The 23,387-nt window shown below is 75.4% G+C and carries 23 protein-coding genes; 14 read left to right on the top strand and 9 right to left on the bottom strand.

The window, feature by feature from the left end; genetic code table 11:
* The first annotated feature begins 2 nt into the window (after positions 1 to 2).
* The 5 genes from sufC to sufT are packed head-to-tail and all read left to right on the top strand — an operon-like array spanning position 3 to position 4,459.
* Entirely contained in the window at positions 3 to 821 is an 819-nt protein-coding gene (sufC, locus tag ANAE109_RS04620) for a Fe-S cluster assembly ATPase SufC (protein WP_011985219.1), read from the top strand.
* Positions 822 to 829: 8 nt separating this feature from the next.
* Positions 830 to 2,143: a Fe-S cluster assembly protein SufD gene (gene sufD / locus ANAE109_RS04625; protein WP_011985220.1), complete on the top strand. Its 1,314-nt coding sequence runs from the start codon at positions 830 to 832 to the stop codon at positions 2,141 to 2,143.
* On the top strand, positions 2,140 to 3,417 hold the full coding sequence (locus ANAE109_RS04630; protein WP_011985221.1) for a cysteine desulfurase: 1,278 nt from the start codon (positions 2,140 to 2,142) through the stop codon (positions 3,415 to 3,417). Before sufD ends, ANAE109_RS04630 begins: the two co-directional genes overlap by 4 nt.
* 25 nt (positions 3,418 to 3,442) lie before the next feature.
* Entirely contained in the window at positions 3,443 to 3,892 is a 450-nt protein-coding gene (gene sufU, locus ANAE109_RS04635) for a Fe-S cluster assembly sulfur transfer protein SufU (protein ID WP_011985222.1), read from the top strand.
* Between the two features lie 3 nt (positions 3,893 to 3,895).
* Positions 3,896 to 4,459 (top strand): putative Fe-S cluster assembly protein SufT, encoded by a 564-nt coding sequence (gene sufT / locus ANAE109_RS04640; RefSeq protein WP_011985223.1) that lies wholly within the window; start codon positions 3,896 to 3,898, stop codon positions 4,457 to 4,459.
* A gap of 7 nt (positions 4,460 to 4,466) precedes the next feature.
* On the opposite strand, the gene ANAE109_RS04645 is transcribed toward sufT, so the two are convergent.
* Positions 4,467 to 4,829 carry an FHA domain-containing protein gene (locus ANAE109_RS04645; protein WP_011985224.1) on the bottom strand — a complete coding sequence of 121 codons (363 nt, stop codon included), beginning with the start codon at positions 4,827 to 4,829 and terminating at the stop codon, positions 4,467 to 4,469.
* 182 nt (positions 4,830 to 5,011) lie between these two features.
* On the opposite strand from ANAE109_RS04645, the gene ANAE109_RS04650 reads away from it, so the two are divergent.
* On the top strand, positions 5,012 to 5,908 hold the full coding sequence (locus tag ANAE109_RS04650; protein WP_011985225.1) for a DUF4142 domain-containing protein: 897 nt from the start codon (positions 5,012 to 5,014) through the stop codon (positions 5,906 to 5,908).
* 91 nt (positions 5,909 to 5,999) lie between these two features.
* Here ANAE109_RS04650 and ANAE109_RS04655 read toward each other — a convergent pair whose 3' ends face one another.
* From ANAE109_RS04655 to ANAE109_RS04665, 3 genes are all read right to left on the bottom strand, one after another.
* Positions 6,000 to 7,898 carry a carboxypeptidase regulatory-like domain-containing protein gene (locus ANAE109_RS04655; RefSeq protein ID WP_011985226.1) on the bottom strand — a complete coding sequence of 633 codons (1,899 nt, stop codon included), beginning with the start codon at positions 7,896 to 7,898 and terminating at the stop codon, positions 6,000 to 6,002.
* 137 nt (positions 7,899 to 8,035) lie between these two features.
* Complete coding sequence (locus tag ANAE109_RS04660) at positions 8,036 to 8,947, bottom strand: S1C family serine protease (protein WP_011985227.1); 912 nt, start codon at positions 8,945 to 8,947, stop codon at positions 8,036 to 8,038.
* The gene (locus ANAE109_RS04665) at positions 8,944 to 9,855 is read right to left on the bottom strand and encodes a S1C family serine protease (RefSeq protein ID WP_011985228.1); all 912 of its coding nucleotides are present in this window, start codon (positions 9,853 to 9,855) and stop codon (positions 8,944 to 8,946) included. The genes ANAE109_RS04660 and ANAE109_RS04665 overlap by 4 nt, the downstream gene beginning before the upstream one ends.
* An 806-nt stretch (positions 9,856 to 10,661) precedes the next feature.
* On the opposite strand from ANAE109_RS04665, the gene ANAE109_RS04670 reads away from it, so the two are divergent.
* Together ANAE109_RS04670 and ANAE109_RS04675 are read left to right on the top strand one after the other, a co-directional pair.
* Positions 10,662 to 11,270, top strand: coding sequence for a response regulator transcription factor (locus ANAE109_RS04670; RefSeq protein WP_011985230.1), 609 nt, complete (start codon positions 10,662 to 10,664; stop codon positions 11,268 to 11,270).
* Between the two features lie 105 nt (positions 11,271 to 11,375).
* A complete protein-coding gene (locus ANAE109_RS04675; RefSeq protein ID WP_011985231.1) occupies positions 11,376 to 11,894 on the top strand; it encodes a pyridoxamine 5'-phosphate oxidase family protein in 519 nt (172 codons plus the stop codon).
* A gap of 60 nt (positions 11,895 to 11,954) precedes the next feature.
* Here the strand turns inward: ANAE109_RS04675 and ANAE109_RS04680 are convergent, their stop codons facing one another.
* The 3 genes from ANAE109_RS04680 to ANAE109_RS04690 are packed head-to-tail and all read right to left on the bottom strand — an operon-like array spanning position 11,955 to position 14,649.
* Positions 11,955 to 12,353, bottom strand: a complete 399-nt coding sequence (locus ANAE109_RS04680; RefSeq protein ID WP_011985232.1) for a translation initiation factor — start codon at positions 12,351 to 12,353, stop codon at positions 11,955 to 11,957.
* Complete coding sequence (locus ANAE109_RS04685) at positions 12,278 to 13,513, bottom strand: TfuA domain-containing protein (RefSeq protein ID WP_011985233.1); 1,236 nt, start codon at positions 13,511 to 13,513, stop codon at positions 12,278 to 12,280. The genes ANAE109_RS04680 and ANAE109_RS04685 overlap by 76 nt, the downstream gene beginning before the upstream one ends.
* Positions 13,510 to 14,649 (bottom strand): YcaO-like family protein, encoded by a 1,140-nt coding sequence (locus ANAE109_RS04690; RefSeq protein ID WP_011985234.1) that lies wholly within the window; start codon positions 14,647 to 14,649, stop codon positions 13,510 to 13,512. Before ANAE109_RS04690 ends, ANAE109_RS04685 begins: the two co-directional genes overlap by 4 nt.
* 64 nt (positions 14,650 to 14,713) lie before the next feature.
* Here ANAE109_RS04690 and ANAE109_RS04695 point away from each other — a divergent pair, with 64 nt between their 5' ends.
* Positions 14,714 to 16,117, top strand: coding sequence for a M20/M25/M40 family metallo-hydrolase (locus ANAE109_RS04695; RefSeq protein ID WP_011985235.1), 1,404 nt, complete (start codon positions 14,714 to 14,716; stop codon positions 16,115 to 16,117).
* A 188-nt stretch (positions 16,118 to 16,305) separates the two neighbouring features.
* Positions 16,306 to 18,825 (top strand): glycogen/starch/alpha-glucan phosphorylase, encoded by a 2,520-nt coding sequence (locus ANAE109_RS04700; RefSeq protein ID WP_011985236.1) that lies wholly within the window; start codon positions 16,306 to 16,308, stop codon positions 18,823 to 18,825.
* Here ANAE109_RS04700 and ANAE109_RS23945 read toward each other — a convergent pair.
* On the bottom strand, positions 18,731 to 19,150 hold the full coding sequence (locus tag ANAE109_RS23945) for an MGMT family protein (protein ID WP_011985237.1): 420 nt from the start codon (positions 19,148 to 19,150) through the stop codon (positions 18,731 to 18,733). The genes ANAE109_RS04700 and ANAE109_RS23945 overlap by 95 nt on opposite strands.
* Before the next feature lie 93 nt (positions 19,151 to 19,243).
* Here ANAE109_RS23945 and ANAE109_RS04705 point away from each other — a divergent pair, with 93 nt between their 5' ends.
* The 4 genes from ANAE109_RS04705 to ANAE109_RS04720 all read left to right on the top strand — a co-directional run bounded on the left by ANAE109_RS04705 (position 19,244) and on the right by ANAE109_RS04720 (position 21,864).
* A complete protein-coding gene (locus ANAE109_RS04705) occupies positions 19,244 to 19,795 on the top strand; it encodes a hypothetical protein (RefSeq protein ID WP_041448124.1) in 552 nt (183 codons plus the stop codon).
* A 74-nt stretch (positions 19,796 to 19,869) separates the two neighbouring features.
* Positions 19,870 to 20,451 (top strand): LemA family protein, encoded by a 582-nt coding sequence (locus tag ANAE109_RS04710; RefSeq protein WP_011985239.1) that lies wholly within the window; start codon positions 19,870 to 19,872, stop codon positions 20,449 to 20,451.
* Positions 20,452 to 20,461: 10 nt separating this feature from the next.
* Entirely contained in the window at positions 20,462 to 21,217 is a 756-nt protein-coding gene (locus ANAE109_RS04715) for a YgcG family protein (protein ID WP_011985240.1), read from the top strand.
* An 8-nt stretch (positions 21,218 to 21,225) separates the two neighbouring features.
* Positions 21,226 to 21,864 (top strand): TPM domain-containing protein, encoded by a 639-nt coding sequence (locus ANAE109_RS04720; protein WP_011985241.1) that lies wholly within the window; start codon positions 21,226 to 21,228, stop codon positions 21,862 to 21,864.
* Between the two features lie 29 nt (positions 21,865 to 21,893).
* Here ANAE109_RS04720 and ANAE109_RS04725 read toward each other — a convergent pair whose 3' ends face one another.
* Entirely contained in the window at positions 21,894 to 23,372 is a 1,479-nt protein-coding gene (locus tag ANAE109_RS04725) for a potassium/proton antiporter (protein WP_011985242.1), read from the bottom strand.
* Between the last annotated feature and the right edge of the window lie 15 nt (positions 23,373 to 23,387).

The raw sequence follows: 23,387 nt of genomic DNA on the forward strand, positions 1-23,387 counted from the left end.
CGATGGGAGGGAACGGGCACGTGAACGGCAAGGAAACGCCGCTGCTGCGGGTCGTCGGGCTGCGCGCCAAGGTGGCGGGCGCGGTGGGCGAGATCCTGAAGGGCGTGGAGCTCGAGGTCCGCCCGGGCGAGGTGCACGCGATCATGGGTCCGAACGGCTCCGGCAAGTCCACGCTCGCGGGCGTGCTCGCCGGGCGCGAGGCGTTCGAGGTCACCGGCGGGAGCGCGACCTATGCCGGCAAGGACCTCCTCGCGCTCGCCCCCGAGGCGCGCGCCGCGGCCGGCGTGTTCCTGGGCTTCCAGTACCCGGTGGAGATCCCCGGCGTGGCGAACCTCTACTTCCTGCGCACGGCGCTGAACGCCATCCGCCGCGCGCGAGGGGACGAGGAGCTCGACGCGATGGACTTCCTCGCGCTCGCCAAGGAGCGGATGAAGCTCGTCGAGCTCGACCCCGCGTTCGGGAGCCGCTCCGTGAACGAGGGCTTCTCCGGCGGCGAGAAGAAGCGCAACGAGATCTTCCAGATGACGGTGCTGGAGCCCCGCCTGGCCATCCTCGACGAGATCGACTCCGGCCTGGACATCGACGCCCTGAGGGTGATCGCACGCGGCGTGAACGCGGTGCGCTCCCCCGACCGCGCCCTCCTGCTCGTCACCCACTACAAGCGGCTCCTCGAGTACATCCGTCCCGACGTCGTGCACGTCATGGCCAACGGGCGGATCGTCCGCTCCGGCGGGCCCGAGCTCGCGGACGAGCTCGAGCGGACCGGGTACGCGTGGGTGGACGGCATGCGGCCAGAGGTGGCCGCGCCCGCGGGCGCGTGAGGAGAGCGATGACGCCCCTCGAGTCGAGCCTCGTCGACCTGTACGCGAAGGACCCGCGCGAGCCCGGGTGGCTCTCCGAGGCCCGCGCGGAGGCGCTCGCGCGCTTCCGCGCCCGCGGCCTGCCGACCTCCCGCGACGAGGACTGGCGCTTCACCAGCCTCGCGCCGCTCGCGCCGCTCGTCCTGGAGCGCGCGCACGTCGCCGACGCCGATGGCGGCGCGGCGGCGGCGCTCCTCGACCGCGCTCCGGGGGCGGAGGGCACTCGCCTCGTCTTCCTCGACGGCCGGCTCCGCCCAGAGCTCTCCCGGGTGGGAGCGCTGCCCGGAGGCGTGGTCGTGTGCCCGCTCTCGCGCGCGCTCCGGGAGGCGCCGGAGCTCGTGCGGCCGCACCTCGGACGGCTCGCGCCGCCCGGCGATCACGCGTTCGTCGCCGCGAACGCCGCGCTCATGGCGGACGGCGGCTTCGTGCACCTGGCCGCCGGCGCCGCGCTGGACGCGCCGGTGGTGCTCGTCTTCCTCGCCTCCTCCCACCGCCCCGCGCTCGCCAGCCCCCGCACGCTCGTCGTCGCGGGCGAGGGCGCCCGGGCCACGGTGGCGGAGGTCTTCCTCGGGACGGAGGGGGTGTACCTCACCAACGCCGTCACGGAGCTCGTCCTCGGCGAGGGCGCGGAGGTGGAGCACCTCAGGCTGCAGGACGAGTCGCGCCGGGCGTTCCACGTGGGCGTGGTCGCCGCGGAGCAGCAGGCCAGGGCGAGCCTCACGGCGCACGCGCTGTCGCTGGGTGGCCGGCTCTCGCGCAGCGAGCTGCGGACCCGGCTCGTCGGCGAGCAGGCGAGCGTGGCCGCGAACGGCCTCTACATGGCGGACGGCGAGCGGCTCGTGGACAACTTCTCCTGGGTGGAGCACGTGGCCCCGCGCTGCTCGACCGCCGAGACGTACAAGGGCGTCCTCGACGGCCACTCGCGCGGCGTCTTCTCGGGGCGCATCCGCGTGCTGCCCGGGGCGCAGAAGACCGTGGCCCGGCAGATGAACTCGAACCTGCTCCTCTCCGACGACGCCGTCGTCGACACGAAGCCGCAGCTGGAGATCTTCGCCGACGACGTGAAGTGCGGCCACGGCGGCACCGTCGGCCAGCTCGACGAGGCGGCGCTCTTCTACCTGCGCTCGCGCGGCGTGCCGGCCGCGGAGGCGCGCGGGCTGCTCATCTACGCGTTCGCGGGAGAGATGGTGGAGCTCGTGCGCGCGGCGGCGCTGCGGGAGGCCGCGCGCGAGCTCGTCGCGGCGCGCCTCCCCGCCGGCGCCCGGCTCCTGGAGGCGGCATGATGGGCGCGATCGGCGAGCGGCGGATCGAGGCGGGCGCGACGCGGCGGACCGGGTCCGCGTTCGACCCCGCGCGCGTCCGCGAGGACTTCCCCATCCTCCGGCAGCGCGTCCACGGCAGGCCGCTCGTGTACCTCGACAACGCCGCGACCACGCAGAAGCCGCGGGCGGTCATCGACGCGGTGAGCCGCTACTACGAGGAGGACAACGCGAACGTCCACCGCGGGGTGCACCTGCTGTCCGAGCGCGCGACGCGCCTGCACGAGGACGCGCGCGCGAGGGTGGCGCGCTTCCTCGGCGCGCCGGATCCGCGCGAGGTGATCTTCGTCCGCGGGACGACCGAGGCGGTGAACCTCGTCGCGCAGACGTTCGGCCGGACGCGGGTGGGGGCGGGCGACGAGGTGCTCGTCACCGAGCTCGAGCACCACTCGAACATCGTCCCCTGGCAGATGCTCTGCCAGGAGAAGGGCGCGCGGCTGCGCGTCGTCCCCGTCACGGACGCGGGCGACCTCGACCTCGACGCGCTCGAGGCGCTGCTCGGGCCGCGCACGCGGCTCCTCTCCGTCACCCAGCTGTCGAACGCGCTCGGGACGGTGACTCCGCTCGCCGAGATCGTCGCCCGGGCGCACGCGAAGGGGATCCCGGTGTTCGTGGACGGGGCGCAGGGCGCGCCGCACCTCGGCTTCGACGTCGTCTCCTCCGGGGCGGACTTCTACGCCTTCAGCGGGCACAAGCTGTACGGCCCCACCGGCATCGGCGTGCTGTGGGGGCGGCGCGAGCACCTCGAGGCGATGCCGCCGTGGCAGGGCGGCGGTGACATGATCCTCTCCGTCACGTTCGAGAAGACCGTCTACAACGCCCTGCCCTTCAAGTTCGAGGCGGGGACGCCCGACATCTCGGGGGCGGTCGGGCTCGCCGCCGCGATCGACTACGTGGACGCGCTCGGGCTCGAGGCGATCTCCGCCCACGAGGCGGCCCTCCTCGCGCGCGCGGTGGAGGCGCTCTCCCAGGAGCAGGACGTGCGCCTCGTCGGCGCGCCGAGCGTGCGCGCCGGGGCGATCTCGTTCCTCGTCGGCGACGTGCACCCGCACGACGTGGGCACGGTCCTCGACCGGCACGGAGTGGCGGTCCGCGCCGGGCACCACTGCGCCCAGCCGCTCATGCACCGCCTCGGCCTCCCCGCGACGGCGCGCGCGTCGTTCGGCCTCTACAACACCTCCGAGGACGTGGACGCGCTCGTGCGCGGGATCCGCGCGGTCCGGGAGATGTTCGCGTGACCCCCTTCGCACCCGGAGCGAGGACATGTCGGAGCTGACCGATCTGTACCAGGAGGTGGTGCTCGACCACGGGAAGCGGCCCCGCAACTACGGGCCGCTCGAGGGGGCGACGCACCGCGCCGAGGGGCTGAACCCGCTCTGCGGCGACCGGATCACGGTCGCGGCCCGCCTCGAGGGCGGCGTCGTGCGCGACGTGCGGTTCGAGGGGAGCGGCTGCGCCATCTCGAAGGCGTCCGCGTCGGTCATGACCGGGGTCGCGAAGGGCAGGACGCCCGCCGAGATCGACGCGGTGTTCGAGCGGTTCCACCGCCTCGTCACGGAGGGACCGGGCGCCGTGGACGCCGGCCAGCTCGGCAAGCTCGCGGTGTTCGGCGGCGTCCACGAGTACCCGACCCGCGTGAAGTGCGCGAGCCTCGCCTGGCACGCGCTGCGCCAGGCGTTGCGCGGCGGCGGCGAGGCGGTGTCGACGGAGTAGCCCATGTCCTTCCCCCGCACCCCCACCTCCACCCTGCGCGACGTCCCGGCCGTCCGGATCCCGGACGGCGATCGCGTCCTGCTGCCCACCGGCACGTGGCTGATGGTGCAGCAGGCGCTGGGCGGCCAGTTCACCGCCATGACCGAGATGGGCGGGCTCGTCCGCATCGACGGCAAGGACGCCGACGCCCTCGGCCCCGAGCTCGAGGCGGAGGCCCGGCGGTTCGCGGACGAGCGCGCCGCCGCCGTGGAGGGGCCGTTCCACGAGGAGAAGGTCTGGGACGCGCTCCGGACGGTCTACGACCCGGAGATCCCGGCCAGCATCGTCGAGCTCGGGCTCGTCTACGGGCTGGCCGCCGAGCCGGTCGAGGGCGGGCACGAGGTGCACGTGAAGATGACGCTCACCGCGCCCGGCTGCGGCATCGGGCCGGTGCTGGTGGACGACGTGCGCCGCGCGGTCCTCGGCGTCGCGGGGGTGAAGGACGTGGACGTGGAGCTCGTCTTCGACCCGCCGTGGGATCCGTCGCGGATGAGCGACGCCGCGCGGCTGCACCTCGGCATGTTGTAGCCGAGGGTCAGCTCTCGACCACGTACTTCAGCACCGTCGAGGCGATGCGGATGACGTCGCCGTGACGGAGCGTCTGCTCCTGCACGAGCTTCGAGTTGAGGAACGTCCCGTTCGTCGAGTCGAGGTCGACGAGCACGTGCGCGCCGCCCGAGACGAAGATGCGGGCGTGCCGGCGGGACGCCTGGTCCGACGCCACCACCACGGTGCTCCCCTCGTCCCGGCCGAGGGTCGCGTCCTCTTCGCCCAGGCGGAAGGTGCGCCCCTTCTCCGCCTCGTCGGCGGCGTGGATCACGAGCAGCGAGGCGTTCGCGGTGCGCGCGCGGCCGGTCGCCTGGGGCGAGGCGCCGACGCGGGTCTCGTCGAGGCTCATGCCACCGCGTTAGCACGGCCGAGCGGAGGCGAGAAAGGGGGCAGGGGACGCACACCAGCGGCCGGCGGGCGGCCGCACCGGCGAGCGCCCCGGCCGCGGGCGCCCGTTCCCGCGCCGCGTGCGGATCGGCCTCCTGCTGCGCAACTTCTGGAACTACACGACAACCAATGGGGAGGGGAACGATGAACAATCGGTGGAGAGGAGCGGCCATCGTCGCCGCGCTGCTGCTGGGCGCCCCCGCGTACGGGCAGAGCGCCGGCTCGCAGATGGGCACCGGCGGCCAGCGGTCGCCGGGGGACGACGCGGCCCGCAGCACGACGGGCAATCAGGGGTCGGGACAGGGGAGCGACCGCGCTCCGTCCGGCAGCGACGGCTCCACGAGCAGCCCGCACAGCAGCCCGCAGACCGGCAGCAGCGCCAGCGGCGCGCGCGAGACCGGCACGGGTTCGGCGACCGCGCCGTCCCCGAGCGGCTCGCAGAGCCAGCTGAAGGGCGATCTCGAGGAGCGGATCCAGGAGCTCCACGCGTCGAACCAGGGCGAGGTGCAGATCGCCGAGCTCGGCGCCCAGAACGCGCAGTCTCCCGAGGTCAAGCAGTACGCGGAGAGGCTCAAGGAAGATCACCAGAAGAACGACGAGCAGCTCCAGCAGCTCGCCCAGACCATGGGCGTGAACCTCCAGGGCGAGAAGTTCCAGAAGAAGCAGAAGCAAGCCCAGGAGCACCTGTCGGACCTCCAGCAGAAGCAGGGCAAGGAGTTCGACAAGGAGTTCATGAGCCACATGGTGAAGGACCACAAGAAGGACGTGAAGGAGGTCGAGAAGGCGGCGAAGGAGGCGCGCAAGCAGAACCAGACGGAGCTCGCGTCCTTCCTCGAGACGACCCACAGCGGTCTGCAGGGGCACCTGCAGGAGGCGCAGCGGATCGAGAAGTCGCTGAAGGGGAGCGGCTCGCGCGCGGGTGAGATGGGGACCGGCAGCGGCGGGCCGTCCGGCGCGACGTCACCTGGGGGCGGCACTGGCTCCAGCGGCGCCGGCACCGGTGGCTCCAGCCCGGGCTCGGGTAGCGGCACGGGTCGGTAGCGGCACGCGCTGATTCCGGGCGCACGAGGGGCGAGGGCCGGGCGCAGCGAGCGCGCTCGGCCCTCGCCTCGTCTGCTCAGCCGCGAGCCGCTCAGCCGCGGACGATCCTGCGCGGCACGCGGACGTCGAACGTCGCGTCTCCCCGGCGCACCGTGAGCAGCACGGCGGTGCCCTCCGGCCCGCGGATGGCGTTCACCGCGCCAGAGAAGCCGAGCTCCGTCACCGGCCGGCCCTCCACGCGCAGGACGACGTCACCGCGCGCGAGCCCCGCCTCGGCGGCGCCGCCGCCGGCCACGACCTGCCCGATCCGGAGGCCCTCGTCGTGCGCTGCGAGCACGAGCCCGATCCCGGCGAGGTCGACGCGCGGCTCCTCGCCCTCCGCGACCGGGCGAAGCCGCACCTCGAGCGGCGGCGCGCCATCGCCCGGCGGCGCGTCCACGCCGACGATCCGGGCGTGGTGCCCGGCCGCCGCGAAGAAGAGCGACGCGCGCCTCGGCAGGCCCGCGAGCGTGAAGCGGCCTTCGCGGTCGGTGATCGCCTCGGAGAGGACGGGGAAGGTCGAGGCGGCGCCCTCGAGCGCGCCCTCCACCGAGATCCGCGCACCCGCGAGCGGCGCGCCGGTCGCCTCGTCGCGCACGACCCCCGCGACGCGCCCGCCCGGCTCGAGCGCGGCGTCCGCGACGCCCTCCCCGTCCGGCACGGGCACCTCGACCGCGAGCTCGCGCGTGGGCGCGTACCCCGGGGCGGAGACGATCACGGCGGCCGGACCCGGGCGCAGCTCGTCGAGCGCGTAGCAGCCGGAGGGATCGATGACCGAGCGGCTCGCCTGAGGGACGAGCCGGAGCGGGCCGCGGCGCTCGAGGACGACGATGGTGAAAGGCGCGACGGGCCGTCCGCTGGAGGCGTCTCGAACGCAGCCGCGCAGCCGCCCGCCCTCGCCCAGCTCGAGCAGGAGGTCCCGCGTGCCGGGCCGGACGCGCCGCGCCGTGGCGGGAGCGCGTCCCTCCGCGCGGGCCGTCACGGTGTAGCGCCCGCGGCCGAGCTCCGCGAGCGTGAAGCGGCCCTCCACGTCGGTGACCGCCTGCGCCGCGGGCGCGCCGTCTCCGCCGAACGGTCCCCCGCCCGCGGCCGTGACGAGCGCGCCGGCGACCGGCTCGCCCCCCTTCGCGACGACCCGCCCCGCGATCGGCGCGGGCTCGCCGAGCGCGCGGTGCGCCGGGCCGAGGGCGATGGTCACCCGGCCGTTGAGCAGCGCGAGCCAGCCCAGCGCGGCGCGGCCGGGGAGGAACCCCTCCTTGCGCGCCTCGAGCACCGCACCCTCCGGCGCGGCGAAGCGGAACTCGCCGGACGCGTCGGTCGTGAAGCGATCGGCGATCGGGACGAGCGCGGCCTCCGCGGCGGCGCCGGAGAGCCGCACCTCCGCGCCCGCGATGGCCGTCCCGTCCGCATCGACCACCCGTCCCACGATGGGCGTCGCCGGCGCGAGGTGGATCTCGATGCCGCGCACCGGCCGGCCGCCGCGCGCGTCGAGCTGCACCGGGCTGTGGCCCCACTCCGGCGCGAAGGGCAGGAACCCGGGCGCCACCACCGCCGCGAGCAGCCAGCGCCCCTCCGCGGGCGGCTCGAAGCGGAACGCGCCGTCGGGGTCGGCCCGCACCGAGGCCGCCGCGCCGCCGCGCGAGAAGGTGAGGTCCGCGCCGGGGACGCCGTGGCCCCCGGCGGTCGAGACGACGCGGCCCTCGAACAGCGCGGGGCCGGGAGCCGAGGCGTCGTCGGGCGCGGCAGGGTTCGCTGGGACGCGGAGGGGCAGGCGCGACGGCGGGGGCGGCGGGGTGTGGCGCGGCTCGGGTGCGTTCTTTGTCCCTGGCGCCTCCGCGACCGCGAGGCTCGCGCGCTGCGGCGAACGCGTCGCCCACCAGGCGACGAGCGCGGCGAGCCCGGCGGCGAGGACGAGGAGCAGGGCGAGGGGCGCACGGCGGCGGACCGGCATGGCGCAGATATAACGCGCGCCGCTCGTCTCCGCGGCTCCGCTCACGCAGAGGCGCAGCGCGTGCCGAGCGTGGCGGCCTGGGGCCGCGGCTCGAAACGCTCGGGACGAGCGGGCCTCTCTCGACCGTGACGGATCGGCTACGCCGCCGCCACGTCCGCCGCGGGCGGCCGCGGGCGGATCGCGAACGTCCGCAGCGCTGCCTCGCGCAGCACGTCCACCTGGAGTGGCCGCTGGCCGCCGAGCACCGTCGCCCTCACGAGATCGTCCAGGGTCTCCACGGGCCCTTGCGCGGCGCCGACCACGAGGTCTCCCGCGCGGAGCCCTGCCGCCTCGGCGGGCGAGCCGGACATCACCTCCATGATGCGCACCGCGCGACCGTGCCCCGCCGCCAGCGCCTCGGCCGGCTCGAGGTCCTCGCCGCGCGCCGAGATGCCCAGGAAGGGCCGGCGGACCGTGCCCTCGCGGATGAGCACCGAGGCGATCCAGCTCGCGGTGTGCGCCGGGATGGCGAAGCCGATGCCGTGCGCCCAGGGGAGCATCGCCGTGGTGATCCCGACCACGGCGCCGTGCGCGTCGACGAGCGGCCCGCCGGAGTTGCCGGGGTTCACGGCGGCATCCGTCTGGACGAGCCCCTCCAGCACCTCCCCGCGCGCTGCGGGGAGGTTGCGGTGCAGCGCCGAGACGACGCCGCTCGTGACCGAGCGCTCGAAGCCGAGCGGGTTCCCGATGGCGAGCACGAGCTCGCCGACCCGCAGGCGGCGCTCGGCGAGCGTGAGCGCCGGAAGGTCGCGCGCGTCCGCGCGGACCACCGCGAGGTCGGTGCGCGCGTCCGAGCCGGCGAGCTCTCCCTTCACGGTGCGCGCTCCGGAGAGCCGGACCCGCAGCGGCCCGGGGCCACCGGCCACGTGCGCGTTCGTCAGGATCCAGCCGTCCGGGGCCAGCACCACGCCCGAGCCGAGGCCCCGCCGGTGCTCCACCCCCACCACGCCGGGCGAGGCGCGCGCCACGAGCTCGGCGAGCCCGCTCGACAGCTCCGCGATCGGGATCACGCCGCCCTCCCGTGCCCGCGCGCGCCGACCGTGACCGTCACGTCGCGCACCTCGCCGGCGCGCAGCACCTTCATCGGCACGGCGTCGCCGATGCGATCCTCGGCGAGGAGCGCCAGGAGCTCGGACGGATCCTGGAGGGTGTCGCCGCCGAACGAGAGCAGCGCGTCCCCGAGGAGGATCCCGGCGCGCGCCGCGGGGCTCTCCGGCTCGACCCGCGTGACGAGGAGCGCGACGTGCTCGCCCGTCGCCGCGCGGAGCGGAGCCGGGAGCGAGACGGGCAGGGTGGCGAGGCCCAGGTAGCCGCGGCGCACCTCGCCGTGGGCGAGGAGCGACTTCACCACACGTCGAAGCGTCTCCGGCGGGAGGATCATCGCGCTGCCGCGCACGAGCCCCGAGGAGAGGAGGCCGAGCGGCGCCCCCTTCGCGGACACGGCGAGTCCGCCCGAGACGCCGGGGTGGAGCGGGAGCGTGGTCTCCAGGAAGCGGTCCACCCGGCCCCCGCGTCCGCCGCGATACTCGCCCGCCGCACGGGCCAGGACGGCGAGCTCCGCCCTGGGGCTCTTGCCCGGCCGCGTGACGCCCACGACCAGCGCGCCCGGCGCGAGCGCCGCGTCCGACCATGCGGCGGGCGAGAGCCCGGCGCCCCGCACGCGCAGCGCCGCCACGTCGGTGGTCGGGTCGCGCCCGACCACCGCGGCGACGGCCCTCTCGCCGGACGGCAGGCCGACGTCGATCTCCTCGTCGCGGTCGAGGACGTGGTGGGCGGTGACGACGATCCCGTCGGCGGACCAGGCCACTCCGCTCGCGGCGCGGCCGCGGCGCCCCTCGACGCGGACGACGTGCGCCTCCGCGGCGCGGACGAGCGCGGAGAGCTCGTCGGAGAGGGCGGACAGGGTGACGGGTTCCATGGCTTCTCTCTTTCTTCGCGGGCGTGAACGGTATGCCCGGACGGAAGCCTAGGGAGGAGCACGGCCCGGCACATCGGCGGGAGGGACGGGAGCCGATCCTGCTCGTATGGCTAGGACGGGAGGGGGCGGGGGCGGGGTCGCGGTCGGGGTCGGGGTCGGGGTCGGGGTCGCGGTCGCGGTCGCGGTCGCGGTCGCGGTCGCGGCCGGCGTCGCGGCCGGCGTCGCGGTAGGGGTCGGGGTGTCGCGGTCGCGGTCGCGGTCGCGGTCGGGGTCGGGGTCGGGGGTCGGGGTCGAGGTCGCGGTCGCGGTCGGGGTCGGGGTCGGGGTCGGGGGTCGGGGTCGGGGTCGGGGTCGGGGTCGGGGGTCGGGGTCGGGGGTCGGGGTCGGGGGTCGGGGGTCGGGGTCGGGGGTCGGGGTCGCGGTCGCGGTCGGGGTGTCGCGGTCGCGGTCGGCGTCGCGGTCGAACCTCGTCAAGAGGGCAACCTTCACCCACCGCAACGGGAACTCGCAGGGCTCGCAAGAGCTATCGCTGGAGATAGCAACGACTATGAGTGAATGCCGAAGTGGGCCGAGACGTGCGCGCACCTTCCTCGCACCTGCTCTGCCCGCTGCCCGGTCAGCGCCTCGGCTGGCGCCGCGTCGCGCAGCCTGTCCTGAGCGTGGCGGCCGGAGGCCGCGGAGTCGTCCCTCGGCTCCGCGCCGTCCCTCGCTGCGCCGGACGGCGCTACGCTCGGGATGACCGGCCGCAAGAGATCCGGTCGAGGTCGGGTCGAGCCCTCTCCGACGCGGGCGGTTACATCCGTGCCATGGGGCCCCTCCGCGTCCTCCTCGTCGGCGACGATCCGCTGGCCCGTGCCGGGCTCGCGGCCCTCCTCGCGAACCGCGCGGAGCTGACGCTCGCGGGAGAGGCGGATCCGGAAGAGGCCTCCGCCTCCGTGGCGGCGACCGGGCCGGACGTGGTGCTGTGGGATCTGGGCGTCGCGGGCGGAACACCGGAGGCGCCGGCCGGCGCGGAGAGCGTCCCGATCCTCGCCCTGGCGTCCGACGAGCCGCACGCGGCCGAGGCGCTCCGCTCGGGCGCGCGCGGCGTGCTCCTCCGCGGCGCGGCGCCTGACGCGCTCGCGGCCGCGGTCGTCGCGGTCGCCCGCGGGCTCGCCGTCCTCGAGGCGCCGCTCGCGGGCGAGTGGCTTCGCCCGCCGGACGCGCCCCTCGCCGCCGAGGGGCTCACGCGGCGCGAGCGCGAGGTGCTCGCGCTCCTCGCCGAGGGGCTCGCGAACAAGGCGATCGCCGCGCGGCTCGGGATCTCCGAGCACACCGCCAAGTTCCACGTGAACGCGATCCTCGGGAAGCTGGGCGTCGAGAGTCGCGCCGAGGCGATCGTCCGCGCGGCGCGGCTCGGGCTCGTGGCGCTGTAGGGAAGGAGCCGCCGCAACCGGACGCGGCCCTCGGAGCGACCCCCAGGGGGACCGGGCGGCGCGGGCCGGGCCGGCGCACCATTGAGCGTGAGGGGGGAGAACGCGATGGCCGAGGATCCGAGGGAAGCGGCGGAGCGCAAGGCGCAGGCGCGGGTCGAGGAGATGGGCGGCGCGGAGGCGGCGCGGGCGCTCCTGCGGGCGGAGAAGGCGGCGGTGCTCACGACGCTCTCGCAGCGGAGGCCGGGCTGGCCGTCCGCCTCGCTCGTGCCTTACGCGCTCGGCGAGAGCGGCGAGCCCATCCTGCTCCTCTCCGCCATCGCGCAGCACACGCGCAACCTGGAGGCGGATCCGCGCGCGTGCGTGTTCGTGCACGACGCGGCGGCCGCGGCGAAGGACGCCCGCACCGCCCCGCGGCTCGCGGTCTACGGCACGGTGTCGGTGATCGAGGGCGCCGCCGAGGCGGACGCGAAGGCGGCGTACCTCGCGCGCCATCCGGACGCGCGCGGCCTGCTCGGCCTCGACTTCAAGCTCTATCGCCTCGCCGTGGAGGAGGCGCAGTGGGTGGGCGGCTTCGCCGCCGCCGGCTGGCTCACCCCGGCCGATCTCCTCGGGCCTGGCGCCTGACCGGCGTGGAGAAGGCCGCCCCGCGCGCCGCGGCTCCCGCGGCGGGTCGCCGCGCGGGCGCTACCCGGCGACGACCTTCCGTACCCCCTTCGCCTCGAGCCATCGCCGGGCGCGCTCGCGCTGGTCACCCTGCAGCGCGATGGCGTCCCCCTCGACGGCGCCGCCGCAGCCGAGGGCGCGCTTCAGCTCGTCCGCCCAGGCGCGCAGCGTCGCGGGGGCGAGCTCGAGCTTCTCGACGACGGTGGCCTCCTTGCCGCCGCGCCCCTTGCGCTCGAGGCGCACCACCGCGCGCGCCGGTCCCTTCGCCGGGACCGGCGCAGCGACCGCCGCGGGCCCCGGGGTCGCCTCGTCCTGCGGCGGCCCACCCTCCGGCAGCCGCTCCCTCAGCCGCGCGAACGCCGCGTTGAACGGCCCTTCCGGCGCCGCGGGCCGGTCTTCGTCCCGAGCTCTCTTGCCCATCGCGACCCTCCGCGCTCGCCCGCCGCGAGCGCCTCCTCGATCCACGCTCCCGAGAGCCGGGCCGCGAGCGCCAGCCCCTCCTCCCACGACGGCCCGTCGGGAACCATTCGGGCGGCCCCGTCGAGCAGCCGCGCCTCGAGCGCGAGCTCCTCGCCGAGCCGCCGCGCCGCCCCTGCGTCGAGCCCGCACGCCGCGAGGAACGCCTCGCGCCGGCTGGCCGGCACGCTCGCGCGCGCGAGCCAGGCGGCGAGGGCCGCCTCCGCCTCGCCAGCGGCCGGGGCGAGGCCGAGCGACCGCGCGAGCCCCGCGACGACGAGGCGCCGCAGGCCGTCGGCCGCGAGCGCCCCCGCGTCGCGCCGGCGCGCGAGCGCGCGCAGCACCTCGCCCGAGGCGAGCTCGCGCCCGCCGGGCAGGATCGCCGTGGCGCGCTCGAGCCGCGCGCGGCGCACGTGCGACGGCACGGGGAAGCCTGGGCCGGGGAGCGCCGGGGCGCCCGCGCGGCGCGCCCGGACGAACGCGCCGGCCGCCTCGACGCAGGCGCGCGCGTCCGCGGCCTTCGGATCCGCCGCTCGCGGCAGGAAGGCCTCGAGCCGCGCGCGCGCGCCGTCTCCGAGCGCGGCCGCCTCGAGCACCCGGGGCCAGGTCCGCTCCGTGTAGTGGATCGCCTCCGCCCCCGCGACGACGGCGCGCGCCTCGCCCGGGCGCAGCAGCCGCCCGGCGCGGGCCGCCTCCGCGGCGGCGCGCACCGCCACGAGCGGCACGGTGAGGGGCCGGAAGCCGTGCGCGGCGTCCCCGTGGAGGAGGGCCACCTCGGAGTCGTCCTCGAGCGCTCCGTCGCGATAGGCGCGGAAGATCGCGCCCACTCCCACCACCCCGTGGCGCTCCAGCTCCGCCGCGCGGAGCGCCCCCATGCTGGCGCCCCCGAAGACCGCCACGCCCGCGTCGAGCGCGGCGAGCAGCTCGTGGTGCCAGACGGACGGGGTCGTGTCGAAGAGGCCGTCGACGAGCGCGATGGCGAGCGGGCGGGCCGGGAGCACGGCGAGGACGTCGCCCGCCCGCGCGGGCGGGAGCACGCGGCACGGCGCGAGCCGCCGGGCCTCGGCCGGAGGGAGGGACGGGCCGAGGAAGACGACGAGGTCGTCCCTGCGGGCGCGGGTCACAGGAGCTCCGAGCAGGCGAAGCCGGGGACGAGCACCTTCACCACGTGCACGCCGGCGGGGGCGTCCAGCGCGACCGCCACCGCCCGCTCGACGGCGGCGCGCCGGAGCCGGGAGAGGACGGCGCGCGCGCCGGCTGCGGCGCCGCCCTCGCGGGAGGTGCGCCCCTCGGGCATGCGCCCCGCGTCGCGCCGGGGTCGCGTCGCCGCGAGCAGCGCGGCGAGGCCGGCCGCCGCGTGGCGGTCTCCGAGCGCGACGTCCTCGCGGGCGCCGTGGATCTCGGTCGCGCGAGACTGCGCCGCCTCGAGGAGCGCGGCGAGGAGCGCGTCGTCGCGGCCGAGCCGGCAGGCGTAGCCGGCCGAGAGGGGGACCGGGCCCAGCGCGTGGTCCACGAGCACGGCGGCGGCGCAGGGTAGCGCGGCGCCGCCGCTCGACTCGTCGCCCGAGGCGTCGAGGAGGTGCACCCCGAAGCCGCGCTCCTCCAGGCGCACGGCGAGCGCCCCGGCCCGCGGGGCCGCGCGCGCGAGGGACCGGCGGTCGAGCAGCCGCGCCGCGAGGGCCTCCTCCGTGAACCCCTCCGGCAGCGCGCGCGCGAGGAGGTCGCGCTCGGTCACCTCCAGCAGCGCGTGCAGGAGCGCCGCCGCGAGGTCCTCGTGCGCCCCCATCCCGTTCGATGTCCACGGCACCAGGGCCGGCCCGAGCAGCGGCCCCCCCGCGGGCGGGCAATGGACGGCGCACGCCGGGACGAAGGCGAGGTCGCCGCCGAGGAGATCCTGCCCGGCTCGCCAGCCGAGGCGCAGCGACGCCCAGCCCGGCTCGGCCTCCCCGGGCGCGAGGGCGTCCGGCGGCACCAGGACGCCGGCGCCGTGGCGCGTGGCCAGCCCGGCGGCGCTGTCCCACACGTCGACCACGGCGCGCTCGGCGGCCCACAGCTCGGTCGCCTCGAGCAGCGCGCCGGCGGTGGCGTCCGCGAAGGACGCCCCCTTGCCGTTCGTGACCTGGAGGACGTGCGCGCCCGGCCGGATCGCGCTCGCGACCTCCACGCCGGTGCGGTCGAGGCCCGTGAGGCGCGCGACGCGGGTCACGCCGAGCTGTTCGGCGAGGGAGCCGTCCCGAAGGGGACGGGGGGCTGTGGGCATGCGCGGGTTTATATCTCGGGCGGGCCCGCCGCCGGGCCGCCGCATCCAGCGAGGAGACCTCATCATGTCGGAGAGCCCGGTCGAGCTGGCGCTCGCCCATTACGAGAAGAACGCCGCCATCTACCTCGACGAGCTGAAGCGGCTCGTCCGCATCCCGAGCGTCTCCTTCTCCGGGTTCCCGGAGATCGAGGTGGGGCGGAGCGCCGACGCGGTCGCGGAGCTCCTGCGCCGGCGCGGCTTCGAGAAGGTGGAGGTGCTCAAGGTCGAGGGGGCCCACCCCTACGTGTTCGGCGAGCGGATCGAGGACCCGTCCGCGCCGACGCTCCTCCTGTACGCCCACCACGACGTGCAGCCGCCCGGCGAGACCGAGCTGTGGAAGTCCGCGCCGTTCGAGCCGGTCGAGCGCGACGGCCGGCTCTTCGGGCGGGGCGCCGCCGACGACAAGGCCGGCATCCTCGTCCACGCGGCGGCGGTGGACGCCTGGGTGCGCGGCGCGCGCAAGATGCCGCTCAACGTGAAGATCGTGGTGGAGGGCGAGGAGGAGATCGGCTCGGAGCACCTCGCCGCGTTCATCGGCCGCTACCGCTCCAGGCTGGACGCCGACGCGATGGTGCTCACCGACACCGGCAACGTGGACGTCGGGCTGCCCTCGGTGACCATCGCCCTGCGCGGCCTCGTGACCGCGGACGTCGAGGTGCGCGCGCTCGAGCAGAGCCTGCACTCCGGCATGTGGGGCGGGCCGGTGCCCGACGCCACCATGGCGCTCGCGAAGATGCTCGCCGGGCTCGTCGACCGCGACGGGCGCATCGCCATCCGGGGGATCTACGACAGGGTCCGGCCGATGACGCGCGAGCAGCGGCGCGCCATCGAGCAGCTCCCCGTCACCGTGGAGGAGTTCAGGAAGCAGGCGCGGCTGCGCCCCGGCGTGCAGCTCCTCGGCGGGAACCATCCGCTCGAGGTGAACTGGTGGGAGCCCTCGCTGGCGGTGAACGCCATCCAGGCGTCGTCGCGCAAGGACGCCCGCAACATCATCAACGACGTGGCCTGGGCGCGCGTCGGGATCCGCCTCGTCCCCGACATGGATCCCGCCGAGGTGCGCGACGCGCTGGTCGCGCACCTCCGGGCGGCGGCGCCCTGGGGCGTGGAGGTGAGCGTCAAGATCGAGTCGGCGGGCGCGCCGTGGATCACGGACGTGAACCACCCCGTGTTCGGCGCGGCGTTCCGCGCGCTCGAGAAGGGCTTCGGCCGGCAGGCGCTGGCGATCGGCTGCGGCGGCTCGATCGGCTTCGTGCAGCCCTTCGCCGACGCGCTCGGGGGCGTGCCCGCGCTCCTCATCGGCGTGGAGGACCCCGCCTCGAACGCCCACTCCGAGAACGAGAGCCTCCACCTCGGCGACTTCCAGCGGGCGATCCGCAGCGCCATCCACCTCTACGCGGAGCTGGCCTCGGCGCTGCCGGCGAAGGGGTAGCGGCGCGGCGCACGCCCGCTCGCCCGCACGAGCGCGGACGGCGCGCGCCGCGGTCGCGAGGGAGGCGGAGGCGAGGTCGGGCGGCGGCGGACGCCCCGCGCGAGTATCATGCGCAGGCGCCGCGACCGGGAGGATCCGGGCGCGGCGCGGCGCGGCTCACCGCGCCGGACACCGGTAGAGGAGCGTGGATGGGGCCATCGACGAGAGGCAGCAGCGCAGGGGCCGAGGCCCGGGCGCTCGAGCGCGCGCGCGACGTCCCGAACGCGCGCACCGCGACGGACGTCGAGGCGCTGAAGCGCGCCTTCGCGGACCACCTGCAGTACTCGCAGGGCGCGGACGAGCACAGCGCGACCGCGCTCGACCGGTACTTCGCGGTCGCGTACTCCGTGCGCGACCGGATGATGCGCCGGTGGATCCAGACGCAGCAGGCGTACTACCGGGAGGACGCGAAGCGCGTCTACTACCTGTCCCTCGAGTTCCTGATGGGCAAGGCGCTCGAGAACAACCTCCTGAACGTCGGGCTCTACGATCCGATGCGCGCCGCGCTCAAGGACCTGGGGCTCGACCTCGCCGATCTCCTCGCGCGGGAGCCCGACGCGGGGCTCGGCAACGGCGGCCTCGGCCGGCTCGCGGCCTGCTTCCTCGACTCGCTCGCGACCCTGCGCTACCCGGCGACCGGGTACGGGATCCGGTACGAGTTCGGCATCTTCGACCAGGAGATCCGCAACGGCTACCAGGTGGAGCGGCCGGAGGAGTGGCTGCGCTTCGGGAACGCGTGGGAGGTCCCGCGCCCGGAGAACGTGGTCCCGGTGGCCCTCTATGGCCGCACCGAGCACGGCGTCGACGAGCGCGGCAAGCTGCGGGTGCGCTGGGTGGACGCGCGCCACGTCCTCGGCATGCCCTACGACGTGCCGATCGCCGGGTTCCGCAACGACACGGTGAACACGCTGCGGCTGTGGCGCGCGCGCGCGTCGCAGGAGCTCGACCTCGCCGACTTCAACGCGGGGGACTACCTCGCGGCGGTGGAGGACAAGGGCTTCTCGGAGAACATCTCCAAGGTCCTCTACCCGAACGACGTCACGGTGATGGGCAAGGAGCTTCGGCTCCAGCAGCAGTACTTCTTCGTCTGCTGCTCGATCCACGACATCGTCCTGCGCTACCTCCGCATGCACGAGGACTTCTCGCGGTTCCCGGACAAGGTCGCGATCCAGCTCAACGACACGCACCCCGCCGTCGCCATCGCCGAGCTGATGCGCGTCCTGGTGGACGAGCACGGGCTGGAGTGGGGCGAGGCGTGGGAGATCTGCCGCGCCACCTTCGGCTACACGAACCACACGCTCATGCCGGAGGCGCTCGAGCGCTGGTCGACCGACCTGTTCGGGCGCGTGCTGCCGCGCCACCTCGAGATCGTCTACGAGATCAACCGCCGGTTCCTCGAGGGCGTCCGGGCGGCGCGGGGCGCCGACGAGGCGGCGCTCGCGCGGATGAGCCTCGTCGAGGAGGGCCCGGTGAAGCAGATCCGGATGGCCAACCTCGCGGTGGTGGGCTCCCGCTCGGTGAACGGTGTCGCGGCGCTCCACACCGAGCTCCTCAAGCGCGAGCTCTTCAAGGACTTCTACGCGCTCTGGCCGGAGCGGTTCAACAACAAGACGAACGGCGTCACCCCACGCCGCTGGCTCCTCCAGTCGAACCCCGAGCTCTCGGCCGCGATCACGGACGCGATCGGCCCGGGCTGGGTCACCGACGCCGAGAAGCTCCGGGCCCTCGAGCCCCTCGCCGCCGACGCGGGCTTCCGCCGGCTGTTCCGGCGCATCAAGCGCGACAACAAGGCGCGCCTCGCCGAGATCGTCCGCGCCGAGAACGGGCTCACGCTCGATCTGGACTCGATCTTCGACGTCCAGGTGAAGCGCATCCACGAGTACAAGCGGCAGCTCCTCAACGTGCTGCGCGTGGCCGCGGAGTACCTGCGCCTCAAGGAGGACCGCGCCTACGAGCCGTTCCCCCGCACGTACCTGCTCGGCGGGAAGGCCGCCCCCGGCTACGCGATGGCCAAGTGGGTGATCAAGCTCGTGAGCTCCGTCGCCGACGTGGTGAACCACGACGTCGACGTGAAGGGCCGGATCACCGTGGCGTTCCTCAAGAACTACCGGGTCTCGCTCGCGGAGCGGATCTTCCCCGCCGCCGAGCTGTCCGAGCAGATCTCCACCGCCGGCAAGGAGGCCTCCGGCACGGGCAACATGAAGTTCGCCCTGAACGGCGCGCTGACCATCGGCACGCTCGACGGCGCGAACGTGGAGATCCGGGAGGAGGTCGGGCCGGAGAACTTCTTCCTGTTCGGCCTCACCGTCGAGCAGGTGCAGGCGCTCCGGAAGCGCGGCTACGATCCGTGGGAGGTGTACCGGAGCGATCGCCGCCTGAAGGGCGTCCTGGACGCGCTCGCGTCCGGCGTCTTCTCGCCCGGCGAGCCGGCGCTGTTCCGGCCGGTGGTGGACTCGCTCCTCAACGGCGGGGATCCGTACCTCGTCCTCGCCGACTTCGCGGCCTACTGCGCGTGCCAGGACGAGGTCGAGCAGGCGTACCGGGATCCCGAGCGCTGGACGCGGATGGCCATCCTCAACGTCGCGAGGACGGGGAAGTTCTCTTCCGACCGGACGATCCGCGAGTACGCCGAGGAGATCTGGAGGATCGGCCCGGTGAAGGCGGGGTAGGGCGCCGCCACCCGAACCGCGCGAGGTCCACGCGGTCCCGCTCGTCGAACCGGATCCCCTCCCGCTCGAGCAGCTCCCGCTGCACCGCCGCGCCCACGGGGTCGAGGATCGAGATCGCCGCGTGCCCGCGCGGACGCGCGGCCAGGACACGCTGCCAGGGCACGTCGTGCCGCGTCCCGCGGAGCGCGGCGAGCGCGTACCCGACCTGGCGGGCGCCGTGGGCCTTGCCCGCCGCGAGCGCCACCTCGCCGTACGTCGCCACGCGTCCGCGCGGGATGCGCCGGACGATCCGGTAGAAGTGCGACCAGCCCGAGGGGAGCGGCACGCGGCGAGGCTACACGGCCGCGCGCCCCAGGTGAACTGGCCGGGCGGGCGACGTTGGCTTTCGGTGCGGGGCTCGCGTAGGCTGCGCCCGCCCATGGGTCGCCTCCTCCTGCTGACCGCCGCCGTCCTCTCCGGCGCCGTGGCGTGCTCCGAGGCGGGGCCCTGCCCGATGCCGCTCGAGGTGTGCGACGGAGCGTGCATCGACCTCGAGTCCGATCCGCGCCACTGCGGCGGCTGCGGCCGGGCGTGCGGCGCCGGCCGGATCTGCGCCGGAGGCGAGTGCGGCGACGGCACGGCGGCGGGGTGCGCGACGCGGAGCGGCGGCGCGTTCGTCACGCTGGAGGCGTGCGAGCAGACGGTGAAGCTCTGGGTCACGAACGAGGTGTTCGTGACGCACGCGGACACCCTCCTGCACGGGGCGACGCTCGAGGGTCGACCGGTCCTCGCGCTCCAGGCCGGGACGGAGTGCGACGCTCAGTGGACGTGGCACGTGGACGCGGCCACCGCGACCTTCGCGGCCTCGGCGCCGGTGGGGACCTGCGACGTGTGCCCGGGAGCCGTCGAGCTGGCGCTGTCCTACTACGTGAACGACGTGGGGCTGTGGTGCCCTGCCGCGGCGACGGTGGTCTCGGTCGACCGCAGGTGAACGCCCCGAACCGGGCTGACGGCGCGCGCGAAACTTGCTTTGTCGCGACCGCCCGGGCGCGCTAGCTTCCCGGCATGAAGACGATCCGCCTCGCCGCCCCCGTGGCCGCGCTCGCGCTCTCCGCCGGCTGCGGCTTCCAGTCCATCCCCCAGGCCGAGAACGCCGTCGGCGCCGCCTGGGCCGAGGTGGAGAACCAGTACCAGCGCCGCGCCGACCTCGTCCCGAACCTCGTCGAGACGGTGAAGGGGTACGCGGCCCACGAGCGCGAGACCCTCGAGGCGGTGATCAACGCGCGCGCCCAGGCGACGCAGGTGAAGCTCAGCGTCGACCAGCTCACCCCCGAGAACCTGAAGCGGTTCGAGCAGGCCCAGGGCGCGCTGCAGAGCGCGCTCGGCCGGCTCCTCGCGGTCGCCGAGAACTACCCGAACCTGAAGGCCAACGAGAACTTCCGCGACCTCCAGGCGCAGCTCGAAGGGACCGAGAACCGGATCGCGATCGCCCGCCGCCGGTACATCGAGCAGGTGCAGCAGTTCAACAACCTGGTGACCGTCCCGCCCACGAGCTGGACGAACGCGATCATGTACAAGAAGCAGCCGAAGGCGCAGTTCACCGCGACGACGGCGGGCGCCGACAAGGCGCCCTCGGTGAAGTTCTAAGCGGGCCCGCGTGCGCGCCGTCGCTCTCGCCGCGCTCCTCGCGGTCGTGGCCGCCCCCTCGGCGGCGCGGCCGGAGGTCGCCATCCCGCCGCTGACCGGGCCGGTGGTGGACGCCGCCGGCCTGCTGGGCCGGGAGGACGTCCGCCGCCTCGAGGCCCTCGCCCGCGCGGCCCGCGCCCGCGAGGGGGGGGCGGGCGTGCAGCTCCAGTACCTCGTCGTCCCCGCGCTCGAGGGCGAGCCGATCGAGGACTACTCGATCCGTGTCGCCGAGGCGTGGAAGATCGGCACGCGCGGGAAGGACAACGGCGTGCTCGTCACCGTCGCGGTGGAGGATCGCGCCGTGCGGATCGAGGTGGGCGGCGGGCTGGAGGGCGGGCTCACCGACCTGCAGTCCTCGCGCATCATCCGCGGCACCATCGTCCCCGCCTTCCGCGCCCAGCGCTACGGGCAGGGCCTGTACGACGCCGGCGTGCAGATCCTGGGGGCCCTCGGCGCGCTGCCGTCGGGCCTCCAGCCGGCGCGAACCCCTCGGCCCCAGGTGCGCCTGTCGTCGCTCGCGATCCTGGCGCTCTTCATCCTGATGTTCGTCGGGCGCGCCCTCACCGGCTTCGGTCCTCGCCGGCGGCGCCACCTGTGGTGGGGCGGCGGGCCGTGGATCGGCGGCGGCGGGTGGGGAGGAGGAGGCGGCGGCGGGTTCGGCGGTGGGGGAGGGTGGTCGGGCGGCGGCGGCGGGTTCTCGGGCGGCGGCGCCTCGGGGCGCTGGTAGGAGGGGCCGTGGGGATCGAGCGGCACTTCGGAGAGGACGTCCGGACCCGGATCGCGGAGGCCGTCCGCCGCGCCGAGTCGCTCTCGCGCGGCCAGATCGTCCCGGTGGTCGTCGAGAAGAGCGATCCGTACCCCGAGGCCCGCTACCGCGGCGCGCTGCTCCTCGCGGCGCTCGCGACCGCGATCGTCCTCGCGTTCCACCTGCCGCTCACGGTCGCCGAGCTCCCGCTCGTGCAGCTCGGCGCGGGGCTCGCGGGCGCGCTGCTCGCTGGGTGGGATCCGGTGGAGCGGCGGCTCACCGGGGCGCGCGCGATGGACGAGGCCGTCCGCGCGCGCGCGACGCGTGCCTTCCACGAGCACGGGCTCCACCGGACGGCGGAGGGCACCGGGATCCTCGTGTTCGCGTCGCTCTTCGAGCACGAGGCGGTGGTGCTCGGGGATCGCGGCATCCACGAGAAGATGGGCGCCGACTGGGACAAGGCGGTCGCGGCGCTCGTGGCGGGGATGCGAGCGGACGATCCCGGGAGCGGGTTCGTGGACGCCGTGGCGCTCTGCGGCGCGCGCCTCGCCGAGCACTTCCCGCGCGATCCCTCGCTGCACCCGTCCCGCAACGAGCTCGAGGACGCGATCCGCACGTCGCGGACGTGACGACCACGCCCGACGCCGCCCGGCGCGTCCTAGTCCTCCTCCTGGCGCCCGAAGAGGAGCTGCACGAACGGCTTGTCGGCGGGCGGGGTGAAGACGTAGACGTGATCGCCGGGCTCGAGCACCGTGCGGCCGCGCGCGGCGAGGAGCTCTCGGCCGCGGACGACCAGCATCACGGACGAGCCCTCCGGGATGGTGAGCTCCGAGATGCGCGAGCCGGCCACGGCGCTCGCGGGCTCCACGTAGAACGAGATCACCTCGCCCGCGAGGCGCTGCGTCGTGTTGATCTCCAGCACCGCGCGCGGCGGCGGCGCGGCCTGGACCTCGAGCCCGAGCCGGCGCGCGGCCCAGCCGATGGAGGAGCCCTGCACGACCGCGCTCACCACCACCACGAAGAACACGAGATCGAAGACGTAGTACGCGTACGGGAGCCCGGCGATGACCGGGAACGTCCCGAGCATGATCGGGACCGCGCCGCGCAGCCCGACCCAGGAGACGAAGGCGATCTCCCGCTTCGGCATGCGGAAGGGCAGGAGCAGCGCGAACACCACCAGCGGCCGCGCCACGAGCGCGAGGAAGAGGCCGAGGAACAGCCCGGCCCCGGCGACGCTCATCAGCCGCGAGGGGAACGCGAGCAGGCCGAGCAGGAGGAACATCGAGACCTGGCTGAACCACGCGAGCGCGTCGTGGACGCGCCGCAGCCCGGAGGCGAACGGCAGCGGCCCGTTGCCGAGGACCACCGCCGCCGCGTACACCGCGACGAAGCCGCTGCCCTGGAGCAGCGTCGGCGCGCCGAACGCCAGGAACGCGAGCGCGATCGTGAGCACGGGGTAGAGGCCGCTCGCGGAGAGCCGCACGCGCGCGAGGGCCCATCGGCCGGCGTACCCGACGCCCACCCCCCCGGCGAGCCCGACCGCGAGCTGCAGGAGGACGTGCAGCGCGAGGGTGGGCCCCGGCCGCTCCTGCGCGACGAGCGCGCCGGTCACCGCCAGGGTCAGGATCACCGCCATCGGATCGTTCGCGCCGGACTCGACCTCGAGCAGGCGCGCGAGCCGCTGCCGGATGCTGATCCCGGCGCTGCGCAGGATCGAGAAGACCGCCGCGGCGTCGGTGGAGGAGACGATGGCGCCGATGAGGAGCGACTCCGGCCAGCCGAGGCCGATCGCGCGCGCCCCGAGCGCCAGCGCCGCGGCCGTTCCCACCACGCCGACCGTGGCGAGCACCGTCGCGGGCGCGAGGACGCGTCGCAGACTCGCCAGATCGGTGTTGAGGCCACCGTCGAAGAGGATGAGGACGAGCGCGACCGTGCCGAAGCGAAAGGTGAGGGCGTAGTCCTCGAACGCGATGTTCCCGAGCCCCTCCGAGCCGGCCAGCATCCCGACGAGCAGGAACAGGAGCAGGAACGGCAGCCCGAGCCGCCCCGAGGCGCGCGCGGCCGCGAGCACGCTCGCGAGGAGCAGCACCCCGACGGCGGTGAGCAGGAGGGCGGTAGGGAGTGGCTCGGTCGGCACGGCGCGGGAGACTAC

The organism is Anaeromyxobacter sp. Fw109-5 (assembly GCF_000017505.1).
Classification (GTDB): Bacteria; Myxococcota; Myxococcia; order Myxococcales; family Anaeromyxobacteraceae; genus Anaeromyxobacter.